This window comes from Streptomyces sp. NPDC059355, assembly GCF_042752335.1.
GTDB lineage: Bacteria > Actinomycetota > Actinomycetes > Streptomycetales > Streptomycetaceae > Streptomyces.
The window spans coordinates 12409-32246 of sequence record NZ_JBHYXN010000027.1 but is presented as its reverse complement, the minus strand read 5'-3'; the positions used below and the strand labels follow the sequence as shown (position 1 = coordinate 32246).

Annotated in this window: 22 protein-coding genes; 12 read left to right on the top strand and 10 right to left on the bottom strand. The window is 71.9% G+C overall.

Features of this window, described 5'->3' with window-relative positions:
* Positions 1-112: 112 nt before the first annotated feature.
* A complete protein-coding gene (locus ACFXGI_RS24485; protein WP_384710375.1) occupies positions 113-982 on the bottom strand; it encodes a DUF3558 domain-containing protein in 870 nt (289 codons plus the stop codon).
* Positions 983-1175: 193 nt separating this feature from the next.
* On the opposite strand from ACFXGI_RS24485, the gene ACFXGI_RS24480 reads away from it, so the two are divergent.
* Positions 1176-2369, top strand: coding sequence for an RtcB family protein (locus ACFXGI_RS24480; protein WP_384710372.1), 1194 nt, complete (start codon positions 1176-1178; stop codon positions 2367-2369).
* 77 nt (positions 2370-2446) lie between these two features.
* Here ACFXGI_RS24480 and ACFXGI_RS24475 read toward each other — a convergent pair whose 3' ends face one another.
* On the bottom strand, positions 2447-3280 hold the full coding sequence (locus ACFXGI_RS24475; RefSeq protein WP_384710369.1) for a hypothetical protein: 834 nt from the start codon (positions 3278-3280) through the stop codon (positions 2447-2449).
* A 258-nt stretch (positions 3281-3538) separates the two neighbouring features.
* Here ACFXGI_RS24475 and ACFXGI_RS24470 point away from each other — a divergent pair, with 258 nt between their 5' ends.
* On the top strand, positions 3539-4582 hold the full coding sequence (locus ACFXGI_RS24470; RefSeq protein ID WP_384710366.1) for an MBL fold metallo-hydrolase: 1044 nt from the start codon (positions 3539-3541) through the stop codon (positions 4580-4582).
* A gap of 32 nt (positions 4583-4614) precedes the next feature.
* Complete coding sequence (locus tag ACFXGI_RS24465; RefSeq protein ID WP_384710363.1) at positions 4615-5295, top strand: polysaccharide deacetylase family protein; 681 nt, start codon at positions 4615-4617, stop codon at positions 5293-5295.
* A 48-nt stretch (positions 5296-5343) separates the two neighbouring features.
* On the opposite strand, the gene ACFXGI_RS24460 is transcribed toward ACFXGI_RS24465, so the two are convergent.
* Both ACFXGI_RS24460 and ACFXGI_RS24455 read right to left on the bottom strand, forming a co-directional pair.
* Positions 5344-6117: an SDR family NAD(P)-dependent oxidoreductase gene (locus ACFXGI_RS24460; RefSeq protein ID WP_384710360.1), complete on the bottom strand. Its 774-nt coding sequence runs from the start codon at positions 6115-6117 to the stop codon at positions 5344-5346.
* 70 nt (positions 6118-6187) lie between these two features.
* Positions 6188-6523 carry a YnfA family protein gene (locus ACFXGI_RS24455; protein WP_384710357.1) on the bottom strand — a complete coding sequence of 112 codons (336 nt, stop codon included), beginning with the start codon at positions 6521-6523 and terminating at the stop codon, positions 6188-6190.
* A 165-nt stretch (positions 6524-6688) separates the two neighbouring features.
* Here ACFXGI_RS24455 and ACFXGI_RS24450 point away from each other — a divergent pair, with 165 nt between their 5' ends.
* Positions 6689-7189 carry a hypothetical protein gene (locus ACFXGI_RS24450; RefSeq protein ID WP_384710354.1) on the top strand — a complete coding sequence of 167 codons (501 nt, stop codon included), beginning with the start codon at positions 6689-6691 and terminating at the stop codon, positions 7187-7189.
* Positions 7190-7224: 35 nt separating this feature from the next.
* On the opposite strand, the gene ACFXGI_RS24445 is transcribed toward ACFXGI_RS24450, so the two are convergent.
* Together ACFXGI_RS24445 and ACFXGI_RS24440 are read right to left on the bottom strand one after the other, a co-directional pair.
* Positions 7225-7974: a Mut7-C RNAse domain-containing protein gene (locus ACFXGI_RS24445; protein ID WP_384710351.1), complete on the bottom strand. Its 750-nt coding sequence runs from the start codon at positions 7972-7974 to the stop codon at positions 7225-7227.
* Between the two features lie 75 nt (positions 7975-8049).
* Positions 8050-8466, bottom strand: coding sequence for a winged helix-turn-helix transcriptional regulator (locus ACFXGI_RS24440; protein ID WP_384710348.1), 417 nt, complete (start codon positions 8464-8466; stop codon positions 8050-8052).
* A gap of 156 nt (positions 8467-8622) precedes the next feature.
* Between ACFXGI_RS24440 and ACFXGI_RS24435 the strand changes: the two genes are divergently transcribed.
* Positions 8623-9522, top strand: a complete 900-nt coding sequence (locus tag ACFXGI_RS24435) for an NADP-dependent oxidoreductase (RefSeq protein ID WP_384710554.1) — start codon at positions 8623-8625, stop codon at positions 9520-9522.
* Positions 9523-9575: 53 nt separating this feature from the next.
* Here the strand turns inward: ACFXGI_RS24435 and ACFXGI_RS24430 are convergent, their stop codons facing one another.
* The 3 genes from ACFXGI_RS24430 to ACFXGI_RS24420 all read right to left on the bottom strand — a co-directional run bounded on the left by ACFXGI_RS24430 (position 9576) and on the right by ACFXGI_RS24420 (position 11631).
* Positions 9576-10169: a disulfide bond formation protein B gene (locus tag ACFXGI_RS24430; RefSeq protein WP_384710345.1), complete on the bottom strand. Its 594-nt coding sequence runs from the start codon at positions 10167-10169 to the stop codon at positions 9576-9578.
* Between the two features lie 13 nt (positions 10170-10182).
* Positions 10183-10344, bottom strand: coding sequence for a hypothetical protein (locus ACFXGI_RS24425; protein WP_234435518.1), 162 nt, complete (start codon positions 10342-10344; stop codon positions 10183-10185).
* Between the two features lie 105 nt (positions 10345-10449).
* Positions 10450-11631, bottom strand: a complete 1182-nt coding sequence (locus ACFXGI_RS24420; protein WP_384710342.1) for a TDT family transporter — start codon at positions 11629-11631, stop codon at positions 10450-10452.
* A 109-nt stretch (positions 11632-11740) separates the two neighbouring features.
* Here ACFXGI_RS24420 and ACFXGI_RS24415 point away from each other — a divergent pair, with 109 nt between their 5' ends.
* Entirely contained in the window at positions 11741-13198 is a 1458-nt protein-coding gene (locus tag ACFXGI_RS24415) for an FAD-binding oxidoreductase (protein ID WP_384710339.1), read from the top strand.
* Between the two features lie 103 nt (positions 13199-13301).
* Positions 13302-14315, top strand: coding sequence for a serine hydrolase domain-containing protein (locus tag ACFXGI_RS24410; RefSeq protein WP_384710336.1), 1014 nt, complete (start codon positions 13302-13304; stop codon positions 14313-14315).
* A 13-nt stretch (positions 14316-14328) separates the two neighbouring features.
* On the opposite strand, the gene ACFXGI_RS24405 is transcribed toward ACFXGI_RS24410, so the two are convergent.
* Positions 14329-14766, bottom strand: coding sequence for a hypothetical protein (locus ACFXGI_RS24405; RefSeq protein ID WP_030161262.1), 438 nt, complete (start codon positions 14764-14766; stop codon positions 14329-14331).
* 305 nt (positions 14767-15071) lie between these two features.
* Between ACFXGI_RS24405 and hemL the strand changes: the two genes are divergently transcribed.
* From hemL to ACFXGI_RS24380, 5 genes are all read left to right on the top strand, one after another.
* The gene (gene hemL / locus ACFXGI_RS24400; protein ID WP_384710333.1) at positions 15072-16406 is read left to right on the top strand and encodes a glutamate-1-semialdehyde 2,1-aminomutase; all 1335 of its coding nucleotides are present in this window, start codon (positions 15072-15074) and stop codon (positions 16404-16406) included.
* Positions 16403-17077, top strand: coding sequence for a histidine phosphatase family protein (locus tag ACFXGI_RS24395; protein WP_384710330.1), 675 nt, complete (start codon positions 16403-16405; stop codon positions 17075-17077). The genes hemL and ACFXGI_RS24395 overlap by 4 nt, the downstream gene beginning before the upstream one ends.
* A 75-nt stretch (positions 17078-17152) precedes the next feature.
* Positions 17153-18382, top strand: a complete 1230-nt coding sequence (locus ACFXGI_RS24390) for a hypothetical protein (RefSeq protein ID WP_384710327.1) — start codon at positions 17153-17155, stop codon at positions 18380-18382.
* 66 nt (positions 18383-18448) lie between these two features.
* Positions 18449-19045, top strand: coding sequence for a TlpA family protein disulfide reductase (locus tag ACFXGI_RS24385; protein WP_384710324.1), 597 nt, complete (start codon positions 18449-18451; stop codon positions 19043-19045).
* Positions 19046-19121: 76 nt separating this feature from the next.
* Positions 19122-19829, top strand: coding sequence for a cytochrome c biogenesis CcdA family protein (locus tag ACFXGI_RS24380; protein ID WP_384710550.1), 708 nt, complete (start codon positions 19122-19124; stop codon positions 19827-19829).
* Positions 19830-19838: the final 9 nt, after the last annotated feature.

The window sequence follows — 19838 nt, the reverse complement described above, 5'->3', positions numbered from 1 at the left end:
GTTCGGGGCTCGGTTCGGGCTCGGCGGGCGGGCGCGGGACCCGAACAAAGGTAGCCCGACCCGGCGCGCGCCTGCTGTGCGCGCCGTCACGCCGAGCCCCGCACGCCCGCGCTCACTCGTTGAAACGCTCGACGAGCGCCTGCGCCAACTGCCGTGCCTTGTCCTGGGTTTCGGGGCTCGAAGGCACCGTACCGGGCAGCGCGGGCTGCACGCTGTACTCGACCGTGACGATGACATTCGAGGTACGGAACACAATCCGCACGGTCCGCGCCTGCGCCGCGCTCGCGCCCGCCGCGCTCAGCTTGTCCTCGATGTACGCCTCGGTCCCGAGCCCTTCGAGCACCCGGGAGCCGAGCTCGGGCGGCGGCGCGGAAGCGGAAGCGGAAGCGGAAGCGGAAGGACTGCCGGCCCCAGGGGACGGCGGCTGCCCGCCCGCCGGCGGGGGAGCGCCGGGGCTCGTGGCCGCACCGGCGGCCGTACTCGGAGTGGGGCTCGCGGTGGGTCCGGGGAACGGCAGGTGCGCGTCCGTCAGCCGGCGCACGTACACCTGCCGTGCCTTGTCGTCGTCGCTCATGAGCGTCCGGTCGTACGAGACCACGCGCTCGAAGCCGACCGACAGCAGCCGGGTCTCCTCGGGCGACTGCGCCGTCCAGCGGCAGCCGACGTGCCGGTCGCCGTCGTACGAGGTGTCCGCGACCCCGGCGTACAACTGGGCGCGCTGCTGCTCGGTGAGGCTGTCCCCGACCGGGAGCATCGCCTTGAGGCGCTTGCCGTCGGCGGCCTTGCAGGGCGCGGGCAGGCTGCGGTACTTGCCGGCCGGCGCGGGAGCGGGGCTGCTGTCGCCCGCCTTGGAGTCGGTGTCGGACCCGACACCGCTGCCGCTGGTGCACCCGGTCAGGCCGGCCGTGCCGGCCATGAGCGCGGTGAGCATCGCGATGCCCGGCAGGACTCGTCGTCGTTGCCGTACCGCCTTGCGCTGCACGTCCACTGGCCCCCTTCGACCGGCCGGGGCCGCCCGGCGGTCAGGAAAATGCGTTGCCGCGCTTTGGACGCGGATGAACACAATGTCTATCGCACACGCTGGTGCCGGCGCCGGTCCCCTGTCTGGTTTGGGGCTAAGAGCGAGGCTTTTGCGTATTGCGAATTTTCTGTGGTTCTCGGGGGATTGAAGCGTTATGTCGTATGTAGAGGTGCCGGGAGAGAAGGTCCCGATCCGGATGTGGGCCGACCCTGCGTCGGTCGAGGCGAGCGCGATGCGCCAGCTGCACAACGTCGCCACGCTCCCCTGGATCAAGGGCCTGGCCGTCATGCCGGACGTCCACTACGGCAAGGGCGCCACGGTCGGCTCGGTGATCGCGATGAAGGACGCGGTGTGCCCGGCGGCGGTGGGCGTGGACATCGGCTGCGGCATGTCGGCGGTGAAGACGTCCCTGACGGCGAACGACCTCCCGGGCGACCTGTCCCCCCTCCGCTCGAAGATCGAGCGCGCCATCCCGGTGGGCGCGGGCATGCACCGCGACCCGGTGGACCCGGACCGCTTGTACGGCTTCTCGGCGGAGGGGTACGCGGGGCTGTGGGAGCGGTTCGACTACCTGGCGGACGCGGTCAAGTTCCGTCGCGAACGCGCCACAAAGCAGATCGGAACGCTCGGATCCGGCAATCATCACCTAGAGCTCAATTTGGATAGTCAGGGTGCCGTGTGGCTGACGCTGCACTCCGGTTCGCGAGGCGTCGGCAACCAGCTGGCGGAGCACCACATCGGCTTGGCACGAAGCCTGTCGCACAACCAAGGGCTGGTGGACCGGGACCTGGCGGTGTTCCTGGCGAGCACGCCGGAGATGGCCGCGTACCGGAACGACCTGCACTGGGCGCAGGAGTACGCCATGTACAACCGCGCGATCATGATGGCGCTCGCGAAGGAAGTGCTCCGGCGTGAGTTCCGTAAGGCGAAGGTGGCCTTCGACGCGGAGATCAGCTGCCACCACAACTACGTGGCGGAGGAGCGGTACGAAGGCATGGACATGCTGGTCACTCGCAAGGGCGCGATCCGTGCCGGTTCGGGGGACCTCGGGATCATCCCCGGCTCGATGGCGACCGGAACGTACATCGTGAAGGGCCTGGGCAACGCGGCGGCCTTCAACTCGGCCTCGCACGGCGCCGGCCGCCGGATGAGCCGGACCGCGGCGAAGAAGCGCTTCTCGACGCGGGACCTGGCGGAGCAGACCAAGGGTGTCGAGTGCCGGAAGGACGCGGGCATCGTGGACGAGATTCCGGCGGCCTACAAGCCGATCGAGCAGGTCATGGAGCAGCAGCGCGACCTGGTGGAGGTCGTGGCCAAGCTCAAACAGGTCATCTGCATCAAGGGCTGAGCCCTGGGTGCAGTTGTCGGGGGGACGGAAGAGCCCGGACCGAACTTCGGTCCGGGCTCTTCCGCATGCGTGGAACATCACGCACCGGGCATGGGGACCCGCCCGGTGCGCAGCCGCCAGAGGCGCATGGCGCAGCTCTGTTCCGTACGGTCCAGCGAGCGTGCTGCCGCAGCCGGATCGTCGAGTCGGAGCAGGATTCGGTCGTCCGTCTGCGACCAGCGGCGCCGCGGCGGTGCGATCCTCATGCCGGCCGGGCGCTGCCATGACGTGAGCGAGTCCGCCGCCGTCTGCTTGCGGAGCAAGGCCAGACAACCCGGGTAGTAGAGGTGCTCGGCCAGGTGCATGGCGGCTTCCTTGGTGTAGACGATGTTGTAGATGTCGTCGCGTGCGTTGCGCTTGATTCGGCGCTCGGCTCCGGTGATCTCCCTCGCGTAGTCGCAGAGGAACGCGCCGATGGCTGTGCTGGCAGTGGTCAGTGACACGAAGGGGAAGCCCTGGCCGGTGAAGCCGACGGATCCGTCCGCGTCTATGACCCCGCGAAGGTAGTCGCGCCTGGAGAACTCCAGGTGCGGCGGCATGATCGTCGCCGATTTGCGCCCGTAAGGGAGACCGAGCTCATTGAGGGTGGTCCTGGCCTCGAGGGCGCACAGTGCCCAGGTCGCCGAGTGGTGCTGCGACGAGAAGTTCGTGCCCCGCACGCGTTCGCTCACGCTGCTGGCGTAGGGCGTCAGGCGCTGGAACTCGTGCAGGATGTGGATGTCCCGCACGCTGATCTCCACGGTGAGTCGGCCGCGCCGGCGCGACTGCTCCGAGAGGTGTCCGTCGGCCTGGAGGAAGCCGAACATGTATGCGTAGCGGGGGTCGGTGAGGTCCATGAAGCGCGCGGTGGCGCTAGGGTCCTGTTCAGCCATGAGGAAGTCCTTCTTCCCTCTCGGTGAGGCCTTCGGCCGGGAGTGCCATCCCGGCCGGAGGCCGTTTGCTTTGTGGCCGAACTTAGGTCTGCGTCTGGGCTGCGGTGCCGGATTGGGCATCGTTCACTCGAACGTATGGCGGAATATCACATTGCTCTCGCGAACGGCCAGAGGCTCCCGGGGACACCGTGCCGGGTGCGGCGTACGCTCGACAGGAGGGGTGTCGCGGGGTGGGCCGGCGGGACCGCGGGAGGATTCGTGACCGCGCTCGGTGAACTGATCGGGATCGACGAGCGGACCGTGCTGGTCCTCGGGCAGGAACTGGACGTCGAGCGCGGGCAGCCGGATGTCGCCAACGCCCTCGTGCACCGGGCCGGCGAGACCCTCGTGGTCGTCGACACCGGTGTCACCGAAGCCTTCCGGGCGGCCCTGCGGGAGGCGATGGACCGGGTCGGGCCCTGGTCCCGGGTGCTCGTCCTGACCACGCACGGCCATCCCGACCACGTGGGCAACAACGACCTGGCCGACGAGCTGGGCGTGCCGGTCGAGCACTGGGTGCCCGCGCCCGATCTCGACCAGATGCGCGACCCGGCCTCGTACTGGGTGCAGGCCTTCGAGCGCGTCGAAGGGATGGCGCCGCTGCCCGCTCCCGCACTCGCGGGCCCCGCGCTGGTGTCGCTGTTCCAGCCGTACCGGCCCTTCGCGGCGACCGCCCGCACCTACGAGGAGCGGCCGCTGGAGCGGATCCGGATCGGCTCGGCGCGCTTCACCGGCTGGACCTTCGCCGACGGCGCGGTCCGCGTGCTGCGCAGCCAGGGCCACTGTGCCGGGCACGTGATCGTGCACCTGAGGGACTGCGGCGTCCTCCACCTGTCCGACGAGGGCAACGGAGCCTGCGGTGCGATGGCCGACGCCGACCAGCTCAAGATCCAGACCGTGCTCGGCGCCGTGGCCCTGCTCTTCGAGGAGGGAGAGGCCGCGCTCCTCACCGACGGGCACACCTTCGCCGTGCGCCGCGGCGCCGGGGTCGTGGTGCCGTTCCTGGACGGCCTGCTGGACCAGGCCGCCGCCCTGCAGTCGGCGGCCCTGGAGCTGATCACGGGGGACGGCCCGGTGCGGCCGAGCGCGTTCACCGCCCGGTACGCGGAGGTCTTCGCCGGGCTGGGCGGTGGCGGGGCGAACCCGAACGCGCTGTTCACAGCCATGATGGCGGTCAACGAGCTCCACGAGCTCGGCCTGCGGCCGGAGTCCGCGGAGGCGGACACCCCGTGGTCCCGCCCGGCGCTTCAACTGGGGGATTGACGCCGGGAGTTAGTCTAGACCAAGGTGGGGGCATGTGGAGATCTCGTGTCGTCGTGGGCGTGGTTGCTGCTGTGGGCCTCGGTCTGGGGGTGGTCGGGAGCGCCGTGGCGCGGCCCGTGGGGCTGCCGCCCGTCGTATCGCATGTGCCGACCTCCGAGAAGGTCGTCTTCATCACCGTCGACGACGGCTGGGTGCATGATCCCGCCGCCGCGCAGAAGCTGATCGACAAGCGGGTTCCCGCGTCGTTGTTCCTGCTGCCGGGGGCGGCCTCGTACGACACCGGGTACTTCACCCGGCTCCTCGACGAGGGGCGGGCGACGGTGGAGAACCACACCGTGAACCACCCCGATCTGACCACCCTCGACGCCGCCGGGAAGGACGCCGAGGTGTGCGGGGCCGGGGAGCGGCTGGCGGCGGCGTTCGGGCGGGAGCCGAAGCTGCTGCGGCCGCCGTACGGGGCGGTGAACGACGAGGTGCGGGCAGCGGCCAAGGCGTGCGGGGTGAAGGCGCTGGTCACGTGGACGTACGACTTCACCACCTGGACCGATGCGCCGCCGCCGACCCCGCAGCTCAAGGCCGGGGACATCGTGCTGCTGCACTTCACGCCGGCGCTGGGCGCGGATCTGGACCGGGCCCTGGGTGCGGCGAAGGCCGCCGGGCTGAAGCCGGCGGCCCTCATGCCCGCGTTGAAGTCCGCGGGGCTGGTCCCGTAAGTCCCGCAGGTCCACGTCCTGCAGGTCCACGTCCTGCAGGACAACGTCCTACAGGTCGCGGTGGACCTTCGTGTTCGAGGCCTGGGCGCGGGGGCGGACCACCAGGAGGTCGATGTTGACGTGGCTGGGGCGGGTCACGGCCCAGGCGATGGTGTCGGCCACGTCGTCGGCGGTCAGGGGGGCCGCGACGCCCGCGTAGACCTTCTCGGCCTTCTCGGCGTCGCCGCGGAAGCGGGTCTTCGCGAACTCCTCGGTCTTCACCATGCCCGGGGCGATCTCGATGACGCGGACCGGCCGGCCGACGATCTCCAGGCGCAGGGTCTCGGCCAGGACGCGGGCGCCGTTCTTGGCGGCGACGTAGCCGGCGCCGCCCTCGTACGTGGCGTGGCCCGCGGTGGAGGACAGGACCACGACCGTGCCGTCGCCGGAGGCGATGAGGGCGGGCAGCAGGGCCTGGGTGACATTGAGGGTGCCGATGACGTTGACCTCGTACATCGTGCGCCAGTCGGCGGGGTCGCCGGTGGCGACGGGCTCGGCCCCGATGGCGCCGCCCGCGTTGTTGACGAGCACGTCGCAGCGGTCGAGGGAGGCGGCGAAGGCGTCGACGGCGGCGCGGTCGGTGACGTCGAGGGCGTGGGCGGCGGCGGAGTGGCCGGCCGCCGTCAGCTCGGCGGCGAGGGCCTCGATACGGTCCTTGCGGCGGGCGGTGACGACGACGTGGTAGCCGGCGTCGGCGAGCTGCCGGGCGGTGGCCGCGCCGATGCCGCTGCTCGCGCCGGTGACTACGGCGGTCCGGTTGGCGGTGGCGCTGGCCGTGCTCATCTGCGGGCTCCTCGGTCGTTCGGTCGGTCGGTCATGCGTACGGGCGATTACCCGCCAGCATAGGCGGGGCTCAGCGGCCGCGCGGGGCGTACATGATCACCGCCATGCCGGCGAGGCAGACGAGGGCGCCCGCGACGTCCCAGCGGTCGGGGCGGTAGCCGTCGGCGACCATGCCCCACACGAGGGAGCCCGCGACGAAGACCCCGCCGTACGCGGCGAGGACGCGGGCGAAGTCGCCCTGGGGCTGGAGCGTGGCGACGAAGCCGTAGAGGCCGAGGGCGATCACCCCGGCGCCGATCCAGGCCCAGCCCTTGTGCTCGCGCACGCCCTGCCAGACGAGCCAGGCGCCGCCGATCTCCAGGACGGCGGCGACGGCGAAGAGGGCGGCGGAGCGGGCGATCAGCATGGCTCGAAGCGTACGCAGGGGGCCGCCGGGGCCGGATTGCCGCCGCCCGTCGCCGCCCGCCGGTGCCCGTCGCCGCCCGCCGGTGCCCGCCGGTTGGGCGAGGGCCTCGCCCTCATTCGTGTGATGGTCCGACCGGGCGGGGGCGGCGCTGGCTAGCCTCCGCGCGTGGAGGTGGTGGCGGTGCGCCGTGGTGCCGTACGGAGTGTGGTGGTGGCGGGCTTGCTGGTGCTCGGGGTGTCCGGGATGTCCGGGACGGAGGCGGGGGCGGCTGCCCGCAGCGGCCCCGAGGCCGACGTGGCGTACCACGGGCGGGTGTCCCTGTCGCAGGGGCGGCTGCGGGTGTGGGTGGTGCCGCAGAACGAGGGGCCGTCCGCGCTGCCCAACGCGACGCTGCGGGTGCGCCTGTCGGCGGACCTCGCGGACCGGCAGGAGCTGGCGCAGGGCTGTGCGCGGGCCGGGCAGCGCGAGGTGGTGTGCGAGACGGGCGCACTGCCCCTGCACGGCCGCGGCCGGCACATCGGGCTGCTGCTGGAGCTGAAGGAGCCGGTGCCGGAGGCGGTGGTCCGGATCGACACCTGGTGGAACGGCGGGGCGTCCGACCGCGACCTGTCCAACAACCAGCACGCGGTGCTGGCGCTGGACACGGGCGACTCCTACGCCTTCTGACCCGGCCGGGCCGCGTGGCCGCCGGCGGACACGCGTCAGGGGGTGGCCACGCCGCCGAATTCCTCGACGGCCTCGCTGACGATCCGCTCCAGCCGGGCGTGGTGGGCACCGCGCCAGTAGACGCGCTCGCACGCCGCGCACTGCGCGAAGACGTCGTACGAGCGCTGCGTCCCGCTCTCGAGCCGGTCGCCCACGCTGTCCTTGTCGGCCTCGCGCAGCGGCCCGTTGCACGCGGTGCACCGGGTCCACGGGGCGAGGGCGGGGGCGAACCGGCCCAGGACGTCACGCAGTTGCTCGTCGGGGTTGTCGCTGTAGACGTACGCGCCGGCGAACAGCTCGCGGCGGCGCAGCAGTCCGCGGTCCCGGGAGAGCAGGACGCGCTGTTCGGCGGCGGAGCGGGTGGCCAGGGCGGGGTCGCCGATGTCCTCGTTCTCGTACGCGGTGTCCACGCCGAGCAGGCGCATGCGGCGGGCGAGCGTGCCGAGGTGGACGTCGAGCAGGAAGCGCAGCGGCGGGGCGTCGGGGCCGCCCGGGAGGTGCTGGGGGCGCTCGACGCCGAAGACCTCGACGGATTCCCCGGCGCGGGGTACGTACGAGACGGGCACCTCCCGCCCGTCGACGAGGAGCCGGCCGACCTCGGTGAGCGGGACGCCGGCCGACTCGACGACGTGGCCGAGGCTGGAGGCTCCGTCGGTCGTGGTCGGTACGCGCGTGCCGCGCCGGGCGGGTGCGGCGAACACGTGCAGTTCGGGGGCGAGGGTGAGGGCGATGGCTGGTCCGTTCACGGGGCCAGCATGCCACTGCCGGGCGGCACCCCGCGGGGGAATTACGGGGGGCGCGCTGAGGTCCCGGGCTCCGGGCTAGGAAGCCGCCGCGGCCCTGTCGTGGTGCTCGCGGTGGGTGTTGACCTCGTCGAAGTGGTTCTCGGCCCACTGCTTCACGGACGTGAGGAGGCAGGCGAGGCTGCTGCCGAGTCCGGTGAGGCGGTAGTCGACGCGGACGGGGACGGTGGGGGTGACCGTGCGGGTGACGAGGCCGTCGCGTTCGAGGGAGCGCAGGGTCTGGGTGAGCATCTTCTGGCTCACGCCGGGGATCTTGCGGCCGAGATCGCTGTAGCGCATGGATTCGTCCTCGGCCTGGGCGAGCGCGGCGACGATGAGGCCGACCCACTTGTCGCTGATGCGGGCCAGGAGTTGGCTGGTGGGGCACTCCTTGAGGAAGGCGTCGTAGGCGTAGCGGGCCTCTTCGCGGCGGGCCGCGGCGGTACGGGTGGCCATCGGGTGCCCCACTTCCGGGTCGGGTACGCACCCCCGAGTGCGTACTTACGAAAGGAGAGTACCTCTCTCTAAGTTCGTGCTCAGCAGGAACGAGCGAAAGACCACGGACGGACTCGGGGAGAGATCATGAGCGAGAACGAGCAGAGCGTACGGACCATGCGGGCGGCCGTCGTCAACGCCTTCGGCGGGCCGGAGCAGGTGGAGATCGTGCGGGTGCCGGTCCCGCGGCCGGCGCCCGGCCAGGTCCGCGTCCGCGTCGAGGCGGCCGGGGTGAATCCGGTGGACGGCGCCGTCCGCGTCGGCGTCTTCGGCGGCGCCGGGACGCGGCTCGGGCTCGGCTGGGACGTGGCGGGCGAGATCGACGCGGTCGGCGCCGACGTCACCGGCTGGTCGGTGGGGCAGCGGGTGGTCGGACTGCACTACGGGCCGGTCAAGCCGCTGGGCACGCACGCCGAGTACGCGGTGCTCGACGCCTCGGCGGTGGCGGCGGCGCCGGTCATCGTGGACGCCGTGGCCGCGGCCGGGCTCCCGCTGAGCGGGCTGACCGCCGCGCGGGCGGTGGGGCTGCTGGGGCTGGCCCCGGGGTCCTCGGTGCTCGTCACCGGAGCCGCGGGCGTGGTCGGCGCGCTCGCGGTGCAGCTCGCCGTACGGGCGGGGCTGGTGGTGACGGGCCTGGCGGGGGAGTCGGACGAGGAGTTCGTACGGTCCCTGGGTGCGAAGGAGTTCGTTACGCGCGGCTCCGCTCCGGCCGGGCCGGTGGACGGGGTCGTGGACGCGGCCGTACTGGGGGAGCCGGCGCTGGGCTTCGTCCGCGACGACGGGGTGTACGTGGGCCTGCGCCCGCACGCCGGCCCGGCCGCGGAGCGGGGGATCCGGGTGGTGGAGCAGGAGGTCGCGGCGGACGGCGCGCACTTGGCGGAGCTGGTGGCCCTGGTGGACGCGGGCGCCCTGACCCTGCGGGTCTCGCAGACGATCCCGCTGGCGGACGCGGTGAAGGCCCACGCCCGCCTGGCGGAGCCGGGCACCCGCGGCCGCCTGGTGCTGACCACCGCCTGACCGGGTGGCTCACCGATCGGGGGATCGGCGAGCCACCCGGCACCGGTCCGGGCTCAGCCGAACAGGGCGTATCCGGTGGGGTCGCCGGGCATCTGCCAGGCGAAGCCCTGGAGGAAGAAGCAGGCGACCAGGTTGCTCCCGGCGAAGGCGAGCAGCACCGCCGAGGTGACGGCCGAGGCCCGGCGCAGGGCGGGGGAGGTGAGTCCCGCGTCGAGGGGTTCGGAGCGGGGGGTCAGGAACAGCGCGGCCCCGGCGGCGACGGCGGAGGCCAGGAACGTGATGAGGGCCCAGGTGTAGAGGTGCAGGCCGAACAGGGCGCCGGCGTAGCCGGGGTCCGGGGGCACGATGTGCATCAGGACCTGGGTGGCGGAGACGACGCTGCCGGCGAGCGCGGCGACGACGGCCCAGCCCCAGCCGGCGGCCCATTCCGCGGTGGTGACCGCGCCCTTGCGGGAGCGGACGATGATCCAGGCCGGGCCCAGCGCGCTGAGCAGGAAGAACATCCGCTGCAGCAGGCACATGGGGCAGGGGTACTCCCAGAGGCCGAACTGGAAGAAGTACGCGCCGGCCAGGGTGCCGCACAGGCCGATGACGTAGGCGTGGGCGAACCAGAGGCCCAGCCGGTGCGTGGTGGATGCGGTGTTCACGGGGCTCTTCTCCTCAGAGTGCGATGTGGAAGGTGTGGTCGAGCACGTGGGGGAGGAACGCGATCACGCAGGCGATCAGCGTTCCCGTCCACAACGGCACCCGGACCCTGGCCGGCCAGGGCCGCAGCACCGCCACGACGCACAGGAAGATGAGGAGGAAGAGGAGGGTGTACATGGTGTCCCAGCTTCATCGGGGGGAACTCTTGCTTTCCGGTTCCACCCTCCGCCCGGGGGTTACGCACCGGTAGAAGCATCGGGTCTATGCGCCCATAAGCGCGCTTTATGGGCGCCTGGCGGTGGCCTCGGTGGCCTCGGTGGCCTCGGCGGCCTCGGTGCCCTCGGTGGCCCCGACGCCCCCCGTGTCCTCGGCGGGCGTGGCGGCCGGGACGAACGCGCCCGTCCACAGGCCGCGTGCGGTCAGGGAGGCCGCGGTGGCCCAGGCCGCCAGCAGGAAGGCGTACAGGAACACCGCGAGCCAGCGGTACACCGTCAGGCCCGTGTGCTGGGCCAGCCCCTCCGCGCCCGTCACGCAGGTGCCCACCGGGAAGGTCAGCGCCCACCAGGTCAGCGAGAACCGCATCCCGAGCCGCCGCGCCCGTACGAGCACCGCGCAGGCGAACGCGAACCAGAGCAGCGCGAACCCCATCACCGGCACCCCGTAGATCACGGCCAGCATCCGGAAGCCCTCGGCGTACGGGGGCTGCACCACCCCCGGGGCGGCGTCGGCGAACTTGTTGGCGGCGGTGACCGACTGCCCCAGCGGGCCGAGCACCAGGAAGAGCGTCGGGGTCAGCGCGAGCGGCAGCCGCGGGCCGGTCACCATCCGCCCGAAGACGACGGGCAGCAGAACCAGCGTGGCCAGCATGCTCAGCCCGAACATCGTGTAGCAGCCGAGCAGCAGGGCGCGCTGCCACTGGCCGGGCGGCAGGTGCGGGATCAGCAGCGGGCCGAGCGCGGCGGAGACCATGGGGGCGACGAGGGGCAGCAGCCAGACGGGTGAGGCGCTGCCGGGCCTGATCCGGTGGCTCTCGACCATCAGGTACGGGATGGCGACGGCGGCGAGCAGTCCGACGGCCGTGCCGGTGACGAAGAGGACGGAGTCGACGACCACGGCGGCGTGCAGGCCGATGACGTCCTTGCCGACCAGCATCGTGCCGCCGCCGACGGCGAGCAGGGCCATGGAGAGGCAGCCGTAGAAGGGGGCGACGGCCGGGTCGAGCAGATGGTCCCGGGCCTGGTCGGGGTGGCGGGCCCAGTGCACGGCGCGGGCGGTGAGCAGGACGGCCAGCATGACGGCGGACAGGGCCCAGAAGACCAGGCTGAAGGTGTGCGCTCCGCGGACGTGCACGGGCAGGGCGACGCCCGCGTTGGCGACGATGGCGGTCCCCATCACGCTGGCGTACCAGTTGGGGCCGAGGTGCCGGATCAGGCCGGCGGAGGGCGGTGGCGGGGGCGCGGCCATGTGCTCACCGTGACGTGGGCCGATCACCCCCGCAACCGGGTGGATCCGTGCTGACCAGCGCGAACGATCCCGGCTGGCCCGCACATCCGCGCGGTGGAACACTCGTTCCATGGGTGCCTCGACTGCGCCGGTACCAGTGCCGGTACCCGTGCCGGTACCGCAGCCCGTACCGGTCCGGCTGGACGATGGCGCGTACCACGAGCTGGCGCGTTCCTTCCGGGGCAGCCTGGTGCGGGCCGGGGACGCTCCGTACGAGGAGCGCAGGCGGATCTGGAACGGCGCCATCGACCGGCATCCGGCCCTGATCGCGCCCTGTACCGGTTCCGCCGACGTGGTGGCGGCGCTGAAGTGGGCGGTGGAGACGGGTGCGCCGGTCGCGGTGCGCAGCGGCGGGCACAGTTTCCCCGGGCATTCGGTCTGCGACGGCGGCGTGGTGATCGACCTGTCGGCGATGAAGGAGATCCGGGTGGACCCCGAGGCCCGTACGGCCCGTGTCGGGGCGGGGGCGCTGCTCGGCGAGCTGGACGCGGCGACGCAGCCGTTCGGGCTGGCCGTGCCGTCGGGGATCGTGACGCACACCGGCGTCGCGGGGCTCACCCTCGGCGGCGGGATCGGCTGGCTGAGCCGGAAGTACGGGCTGAGCGTGGACCAGCTGCTGTCGGTGGACCTGGTCACTGCGGGCGGGGAGCGGGTCACGGCCGGTGCGGCGCACGAGCCGGAGCTGTTCTGGGGGATGTGCGGGGCGGGCGGGAACTTCGGCATCGTCACGGAGTTCACGTTCCGGCTCAATCCCGTCGGTCCGACCGTGCTCGCCGGGCCGGTGCTGTGGCCGGTGGAGGACTCGCCGCGGGTCATGCGGTTCTACCGGGACTGGATCGCGGGGGCGGCGGACGAGCTGACGACGATCGTGGTCCACCGCAAGGCCCCGCCGTCGCCGGCGATCCCGCCGGAGCTGCACGGCCGGCCGGTGGTGATGGTGATCGCCTGCTGGGTGGGGGAGCCGGACGCCGGCGAGGAAGTGATGCGGCCGATGAGGGAGTTCGGGCGGCCGCTGCTCGACCTGTGCCGGCCGAAGCCGTACCTGGCGCACCAGGCGATGTTCGACGCCTCGTTCCCGCACGGCTGGCGGTACTACTTCCGGGGCTGCGGCCTCGACCGGCTCGACGACGGCGCGCTGGACGTGATGGCGCGGTACGCGGGGCGGATCGCCTCGCCGCAGAGCGGGTTCCCGCTGTTCCAGCTGGGCGGCGCGGTCGCCCGGGTGGGTGAGGACGACACGGCGGCCTCGGGCCGCTCCCTGGGCCACATGCTGAACATCAACGGGATCCGGGACACGCCCGAGGGCTTCGACGAGGAGTGCGGGTGGGTCCGGGAGTTCTGGTCCGCGATGCAGCCGTACCAGGCGGGCGTGTACGTGAACTTCCTGATGGACGAGGGCGAGCAGCGCATCCGCCTGGCCTACGGCTCGCGGGAGCGGAAGCTGGAGCGGCTGCGCGCGCTGAAGGCCGAGTGGGATCCGGGGAACGTGTTCCGCCTCAATCAGAACATCCCGCCGGCGGGCACGTAGGGGGTGTCTTGCCGCGATGGCCTCCGGCGCGGCTACGGGCGCTCGCGCGAAGGCATGGCCAGGCTGGGTGGCGGGATCACCATCCAGCGAGCCGGAGGCGTAGATGAACCCGATGGACCAGGCCGCACTGGACGACGTGCTGCGCGAGATCGTCGCGGACGGCGCCACCCCGGGAGGCGTGGTCGTCTGCGGTACGGCGGCCGGCGAGCGGGCCGTCCTGTCGGCCGGGGTCGTGTCCCCGTTCACCGGCCCCGGCACCCCCGACGAGCACACCGTGTACGACATCGCGTCCCTGACGAAGGTCACCGCGACCTGGCCGCTCGTCGGCCGCGCCGTCGACGAGGGCCTGCTCGACCTCGACACGCCCGTGCGGGAGTTCCTGCCGCCGATGGACGGCGCGATGCCGAGCGGGGAGGCGACCGTACGGCAGCTGCTCTCGCACACCTCCGGGCTGCGGGCCGCCACCCGCTTCGACCTCTACGACCTGACCGCGCGCCCGCTGCACGAGCTGATCTGCCACGAGCTGATGGAGAACCTCCCCGGCATCCACCGCTACATCAACCGCGGCTACATCCTGCTCGGCCTGGCCCTCGCCCATGTGCACGGCCGGCCGCTGGACGAGCTCGCCACCGGGCTGTGGGCCGAGCTGGGCATGGCCGACACCGCGTACGGCCCGGTCAGGCAGGAGCCGCGCGTCGCGCCTACCGAGCGCCACGAAGGCCACGACCGGCTCTGGGGCGCCGCCCACGACGAGAACGCGGCGATCATGGGCGGCGTCGCCGGGCACGCCGGGGTCTTCGCGCCGGCGGCCGACCTGGCGACGTACGCCGAGCACCTGCTCGCCGGGCGGCAGACCCCGCTCGGGCAGTGGTTCCGGATGAGCCTGGTGCCGCAGGCGCAGATCGAGGCAGGTCTGCAGCGTGGTCTGGGCTGGATCCTGGACGCGGGCGGGACGGTGGCCTACCACCTCGGGTTCACCGGTACGAGTCTCCACCTCGCCCCCGCCACCGGCCGGTACGTGGTCATCGTCACCAACGCCGTCCACAACGGCGCCGCGGCGCGCATCCGGATCACTCCGCTGCGCGAGTGCGCCCACAAGATCCTCGCGGCCGGCTAGCCGGGCGGAACGGTCAGGGCCAGACCAGGCAGTACGGCTGGTGCCCCGCCTCGTGCAGGCGGTGGCTGAAGTCCTGCCACTCGTGGAGCAGCTGGTAGACGTTGAACGCGTCGCGCGGCCCGCCCCGGTCCGGGACCGTGGACCAGATGAAGGCGGCCGCGCCGACCGACTCCTCGCCGATGCCGCGCAGCGGGTCGACCACGGTCATCGGGAGCTTGACCACCGCGTAGTCGGGATGGAGGACGACCAGCTCCAGCGGGGGCACCTTGTGCAGGGGTATGCCCTCGATGCCGGTCAGGACCATCGCGGCCACCGTCTCCGGCTTGATCTTGGTGAACAGGCCGCCCATGCCGAGCTCGTCGCCGCCGAGCTCCTCGGGCCGCATCGTGACGGGGACGCGGGCGGCCGTCGCGCCGTCGGGCGCGCCGAAGTACTTGTACGTCACGCCCATGCCGCGGCCCTTGGGCAGGCCGTCGGGGGACTCCAGCGGTCCGGGCACCGGATCGGCCGCGTCCGCGGCCCGGCGCCGGTGCTTGCCCCGTCGGCGGGCTTCGCGGGCCTCGCGGGCGCGCTGCGGGTCGAGGCCGTCCGTACCCTCGCCCGGTCCACCACCGCGTTGCATATCTCCACCCGACTGGTCTTGCCTGCCCCGGCCCCGCGGCCCCCGCCACGCAGCCTGATCATCATGGCAGTGACCTCCCCCGGGGCGGCGCGGTGAAACGCCCGTCCGCAAGTCAGTCGCGGCCTGATGAGACCATGGCTGGTGTGAGCTACCCGTACCCGTATGAAGCCAAAGTCTCGCAGACTCTCTTTGACCGCGCGTCCCTCGTGACGCCTGGCGGCGTGAACTCTCCGGTGCGCGCCTTCCGCGCCGTGGGCGGAACGCCCAGGTTCATGGTGTCCGGTACCGGTCCGTACCTGACCGATGCCGACGGCCGCGAGTACGTCGACCTGGTCTGCTCGTGGGGACCGATGATTCTCGGCCACGCCCACCCGGCCGTGGTGGAGGCCATTCAGGCCGCCGTCGCCCGCGGCACCTCCTTCGGCACGCCCGGCGAGGGCGAGGTCACCCTCGCCGAGGAGATCGTCGAGCGCATCGAGCCCGTGGAGCAGGTCCGCCTGGTGTCCTCGGGCACCGAGGCGACCATGTCGGCGATCCGCCTCGCGCGCGGCTTCACGGGCCGGGCCAAGGTCGTCAAGTTCGCGGGCTGCTATCACGGCCACGTGGACGCGCTGCTGGCCGCCGCCGGTTCCGGTTTGGCAACTTTCGCGCTGCCGGACACCCCCGGGGTGACGGGCGCGCAGGCCGGCGACACGATCGTGCTGCCGTACAACGACCTCGAAGCGGTGCGGGCGGCGTTCGCCGCGCACCCCGGCGAGATCGCCTGCGTGATCACCGAAGCCGCGCCGGGCAACATGGGCGTCGTGACCCCGGCGCCCGGCTTCAACCAGGGTCTGGCGGACCTGTGCCGCGAGAACGGCGCGCTGTACATCTCCGACGAGGTCATGACGGGTTTCCGCACCTCCCGCGCCGGTTGGTACGGCGTCGACGGGGTCAAGCCCGACCTGATGACCTTCGGCAAGGTCATGGGCGGCGGCTTCCCGGCCGCGGCCTTCGGTGGCCGCGCCGACGTGATGGGCCACCTGGCGCCGGTCGGCCCGGTCTACCAGGCGGGCACGCTCTCCGGGAACCCGATCGCCACCGCGGCCGGCCTCGCGCAGCTGCGGCTGCTGGACGCGGCCGCGTACGAGAAGGTCGACGCGGTCTCCGCTCAGATCCAGGGCCTGGTCACGGACGCGCTCGCCAAGGAGGGCGTGGCGCACCGGCTGCAGACCGCGTCCAACATGTTCTCCGTCTTCTTCACCGAGGACGAGGTCAAGAACTACGACGACGCCAAGAAGCAGGAGTCCTTCCGCTTCAACGGCTTCTTCCACTCGATGCTGTCGCAGGGCGTCTACCTGCCGCCCTCGGCCTTCGAGTCGTGGTTCGTCTCCACCGCCCACGACGAGCAGGCGGTCGAGCGGATCGCGGCAGCGCTGCCCGCCGCCGCCCGCGCCGCCGCGCAGGCCACCCCGGAGGCCACCGCATGAGCGAGATCACTGTCGTCCACCTGATGCGCCACGGCGAGGTGCACAACCCGGACGGGGTCCTGTACGGGCGCCGCGCCGGCTACCACCTCTCCGAGCTGGGCCGCGAGATGGCCGAGCGCGTCGCGGACCACCTGCAGAACCGTGACATCACGTACGTGGTCTCCTCCCCGCTGGAGCGGGCGCAGGAGACGGCGGCGCCGGTGGCCAAGAACCACGGCCTGGTGGTGGCGAGCGACGCGCGGCTGCTGGAGGCGGAGAACGTCTTCGAGGGCAAGACCTTCGGCGTCGGGGACGGCGCGCTGCGCAAGCCCGCCAACTGGAAGCACCTGACGAACCCGTTCAAGCCGTCCTGGGGCGAGCCGTACGTGGAGCAGGTCGTGCGGATGACGAGCGCCATCGAGGCGGCGCGCGACGCGGCCCGCGGCCACGAGGCGGTGGCGGTCAGCCACCAGCTGCCGATCTGGATCGTGCGCAGCTTCGCGGAGAAGCGCCGGCTGTGGCACGACCCGCGGCGCCGGCAGTGCACGCTGGCCTCGCTCACGTCGTTCACGTACGAGGACGACCGGCTGGTGTCGGTGGGCTACAGCGAGCCGGCCCGGGACCTGGTGCCGGCTCATCTGCTCGCGGGTGCGAAGCCGGTGAAGGGCGGGTCCAAGGCGTTCGGCGCCTAAAAACTCGTACAAGTCGTACGGGAATCGCCGCGCCGAGACTCGACTTCGCTGAAAAGTCCGTTTATGTGACTATTCATGAGCGATACGAAGCGCGACTTCACCCGAAGGGGAGTGCTCGGGCTCGGCGCGGCGGCGGTCGCGGCCGGTGTCGTCGGCTGCGGAGCCGGCGGCGGCCCGGGCCGCCCCGCCCCCGGAGGCCCCGGTGGCTCCCCGTCCGGGGCAGCCGTCCGGCCGATCGGCGACGGCTCCACCGCGGACACCGGCCCGCAGCCCCACCAGCCGGCCAGGCCCGTACCGCTCCAGCCGGGTGAGACGCCACCGCAGTTCGTGGTGTTCAGCTGGGACGGCGCGGGAGAGATCGGCAACGGCCTGTTCCCGCGCTTCCTCAAGCTCGCCAAGGACCACGGCGCGGCCATGACCTTCTTCCTCTCCGGCCTCTACCTCCTGCCCGAGTCGAAGAAGGACCTCTACAAGCCGCCGAACAACCCGGTCGGGGCCTCCGACATCGGCTACCTCAAGGACGAGAACGTCCGCAACACCCTCAACTGTGTTCGCCGGGCATGGCTCGACGGCCACGAGGTGGGCACCCACTTCAACGGCCACTTCTGCGGCGGCTCCGGCTCCGTGGCCCACTGGACCGCGGACGACTGGCAGAGCGAGATCGACCAGGCCGTGTCCTTCGTCACCGGCTGGCGGACCAACACCGGCTTCACCGACCTCGAACCACTGCCGTTCGACTACCGCAAGGAGCTGGTCGGCGGCCGCACCCCGTGCCTGCTGGGCCAGGACAGCCTGCTGCCCGTCGCGCAGAAGCTGGGCTGGCGCTACGATGCCTCCTCGCCCGGCGGCGTCCAGGTGTGGCCGGCGAAGAAGTCGGGCGTCTGGGACCTGCCGCTGCAGTCCATGCCGTTCCCCGGACACTCCTTCGAGGTGCTGTCGATGGACTACAACATCCTCGCCAACCAGTCGAAGAACACCACCCGGGGCATGCCCTCCAACTACCCGGCCTGGCGCACCCAGGCCACCGCCTCCTACCTCGGAGGCTTCCGGCGGGCGTACGAGACGAACCGCGCGCCGATGTTCATCGGCAACCACTTCGAGGAGTGGAACGGGGGCATCTACATGGACGCCGTCGAGGAAGCGCTCAAGGGCATGTCGGACAAAAAGGACGTACGGCTCGTCTCCTTCCGGCAGTTCACCGACTGGATCGACGTGCAGGACCCCAAGCTGCTGGCCAGGCTCCAGGAGCTGGCCCCGGGTCAGTCGCCGGCCGGCGGCTGGAACGCGTACCTCTCCGCCGTCTGACCAGCGGCTCCGCGCACCCTCGGGGGGCGGGAAAGATCCGCAAATCGCTCATGCGAAACTTTTCACATGAGAATTGGCCGTGCTCTCCTGCTCACCGCGGTGACCCTCGCGAGCGCTCTGACCCTGTCGGCGTGCAGCGACGGCGGCGGCAAGCCGAACGGTTCCTCCGGCGGCAACTACGTGACCGGCGCCGGCGGCATCTCCACCGTCGCCAAGGACGCGCGCACCGAGGCCCCCAAGCTGGACGGCGAGACCGTCGACGGGAAGACGCTCGACACCACCGCCCTCAAGGGCAAGGTCGTCGTCCTCAACGTGTGGGGCTCCTGGTGCCCGCCGTGCCGGGGTGAGGCCAAGTACTTCGCGAAGGTGTCGAAGGAGCTCGCCGACGCCGGCAAGGACGTGCAGTTCGTCGGCATCAACACCCGCGACAGCAGCAAGCAGAACGCCACCTCGTTCGAGGAGAACTTCGGGATCACCTACCCGAGCCTCTACGACCCGGACGGGAAGCTGATGCTCCGCTTCCCCGCAGGCACGCTCAACCCGCAGGCCATCCCCTCCACGATCGTCCTCGACAAGCAGGGCCGGATCGCCGCCCGCACGCTCGTCGCGGTCAACGAGCAGCAGCTGCGCTCCATGATCGACCCCGTGCTCGCGGAGCAGTGACCGAGTGGTCCCCGAGCTCCTCACCCTGGCCGCCGAGCCGGCCGGCGTGAACACGACGGTCCTCGACGGGGCCCTGATGCTGGCAGTGCCCATCTCGGTCCTCGCCGGACTCGTCTCGTTCTTCTCGCCCTGCGTGCTCCCGCTGGTCCCCGGCTACCTCTCGTACGTCACCGGCATCAGCGGGGCCGACCTCGCCGAGGCCCGGCGCGGCCGGATGCTGGCCGGCGCGGGCCTGTTCATCGTCGGCTTCACGGCCGTGTTCGTCTCCACCGGCGCGCTCTTCGGATACTTCGGCGGCACGCTCCAGGCCAACCGGGAGATCATCTCCCGGATCCTCGGCGGTCTGGTGATCGTTCTCGGCTTCTTCTTCATGGGCCTGATCCCGGGTCTGACGATGCGGGAGTTCCGCTTCCACCGGAAGCCGACCGCGGGCCTGATCGGCGCACCGCTGCTCGGCGTGCTGTTCGGCGTCGGCTGGACCCCCTGCATGGGCCCCACCCTCGCCGCGGTCAGCACGCTCTCCCTCGACCAGGCCAGCGCCGGCCGGGGCGCGCTGCTGACCGTCGCCTACTGTCTGGGGCTGGGCCTGCCCTTCATCCTCGCCGCGATCGCCTTCCGCAAGGCACTCGGCGCTTTCGGCTGGGTGAAGCAGCACTATGCATGGGTGATGCGGATCGGCGGCGGCATGCTGGTGCTGACCGGCCTGCTGCTCGTCACGGGTCTGTGGGCGGGCATCGTCGACGACATGCGCATCTGGACCCAAACCTTCACGGTGGGGATCTGAGGACTACAC

Excerpts from the sequence above, each read along its gene's own strand:
- ACFXGI_RS24480 (WP_384710372.1), top strand. The coding sequence starts at position 1,176 with ATGTCGTATGTAGAGGTGCCGGGAGAGAAGGTCCCGATCCGGATGTGG.
- ACFXGI_RS24475 (WP_384710369.1), bottom strand. The coding sequence starts at position 3,280 with ATGGCTGAACAGGACCCTAGCGCCACCGCGCGCTTCATGGACCTCACC.
- ACFXGI_RS24465 (WP_384710363.1), top strand. The coding sequence starts at position 4,615 with ATGTGGAGATCTCGTGTCGTCGTGGGCGTGGTTGCTGCTGTGGGCCTC.
- ACFXGI_RS24460 (WP_384710360.1), bottom strand. The coding sequence starts at position 6,117 with ATGAGCACGGCCAGCGCCACCGCCAACCGGACCGCCGTAGTCACCGGC.
- ACFXGI_RS24455 (WP_384710357.1), bottom strand. The coding sequence starts at position 6,523 with ATGCTGATCGCCCGCTCCGCCGCCCTCTTCGCCGTCGCCGCCGTCCTG.
- ACFXGI_RS24440 (WP_384710348.1), bottom strand. The coding sequence starts at position 8,466 with ATGGCCACCCGTACCGCCGCGGCCCGCCGCGAAGAGGCCCGCTACGCC.
- ACFXGI_RS24435 (WP_384710554.1), top strand. The coding sequence starts at position 8,623 with ATGCGGGCGGCCGTCGTCAACGCCTTCGGCGGGCCGGAGCAGGTGGAG.
- ACFXGI_RS24425 (WP_234435518.1), bottom strand. The coding sequence starts at position 10,344 with ATGTACACCCTCCTCTTCCTCCTCATCTTCCTGTGCGTCGTGGCGGTG.
- ACFXGI_RS24420 (WP_384710342.1), bottom strand. The coding sequence starts at position 11,631 with ATGGCCGCGCCCCCGCCACCGCCCTCCGCCGGCCTGATCCGGCACCTC.
- ACFXGI_RS24415 (WP_384710339.1), top strand. The coding sequence starts at position 11,741 with ATGGGTGCCTCGACTGCGCCGGTACCAGTGCCGGTACCCGTGCCGGTA.
- ACFXGI_RS24410 (WP_384710336.1), top strand. The coding sequence starts at position 13,302 with ATGAACCCGATGGACCAGGCCGCACTGGACGACGTGCTGCGCGAGATC.
- ACFXGI_RS24405 (WP_030161262.1), bottom strand. The coding sequence starts at position 14,766 with ATGGGCGTGACGTACAAGTACTTCGGCGCGCCCGACGGCGCGACGGCC.
- hemL (WP_384710333.1), top strand. The coding sequence starts at position 15,072 with ATGGCTGGTGTGAGCTACCCGTACCCGTATGAAGCCAAAGTCTCGCAG.
- ACFXGI_RS24395 (WP_384710330.1), top strand. The coding sequence starts at position 16,403 with ATGAGCGAGATCACTGTCGTCCACCTGATGCGCCACGGCGAGGTGCAC.
- ACFXGI_RS24390 (WP_384710327.1), top strand. The coding sequence starts at position 17,153 with ATGAGCGATACGAAGCGCGACTTCACCCGAAGGGGAGTGCTCGGGCTC.
- ACFXGI_RS24385 (WP_384710324.1), top strand. The coding sequence starts at position 18,449 with ATGAGAATTGGCCGTGCTCTCCTGCTCACCGCGGTGACCCTCGCGAGC.
- ACFXGI_RS24380 (WP_384710550.1), top strand. The coding sequence starts at position 19,122 with ATGCTGGCAGTGCCCATCTCGGTCCTCGCCGGACTCGTCTCGTTCTTC.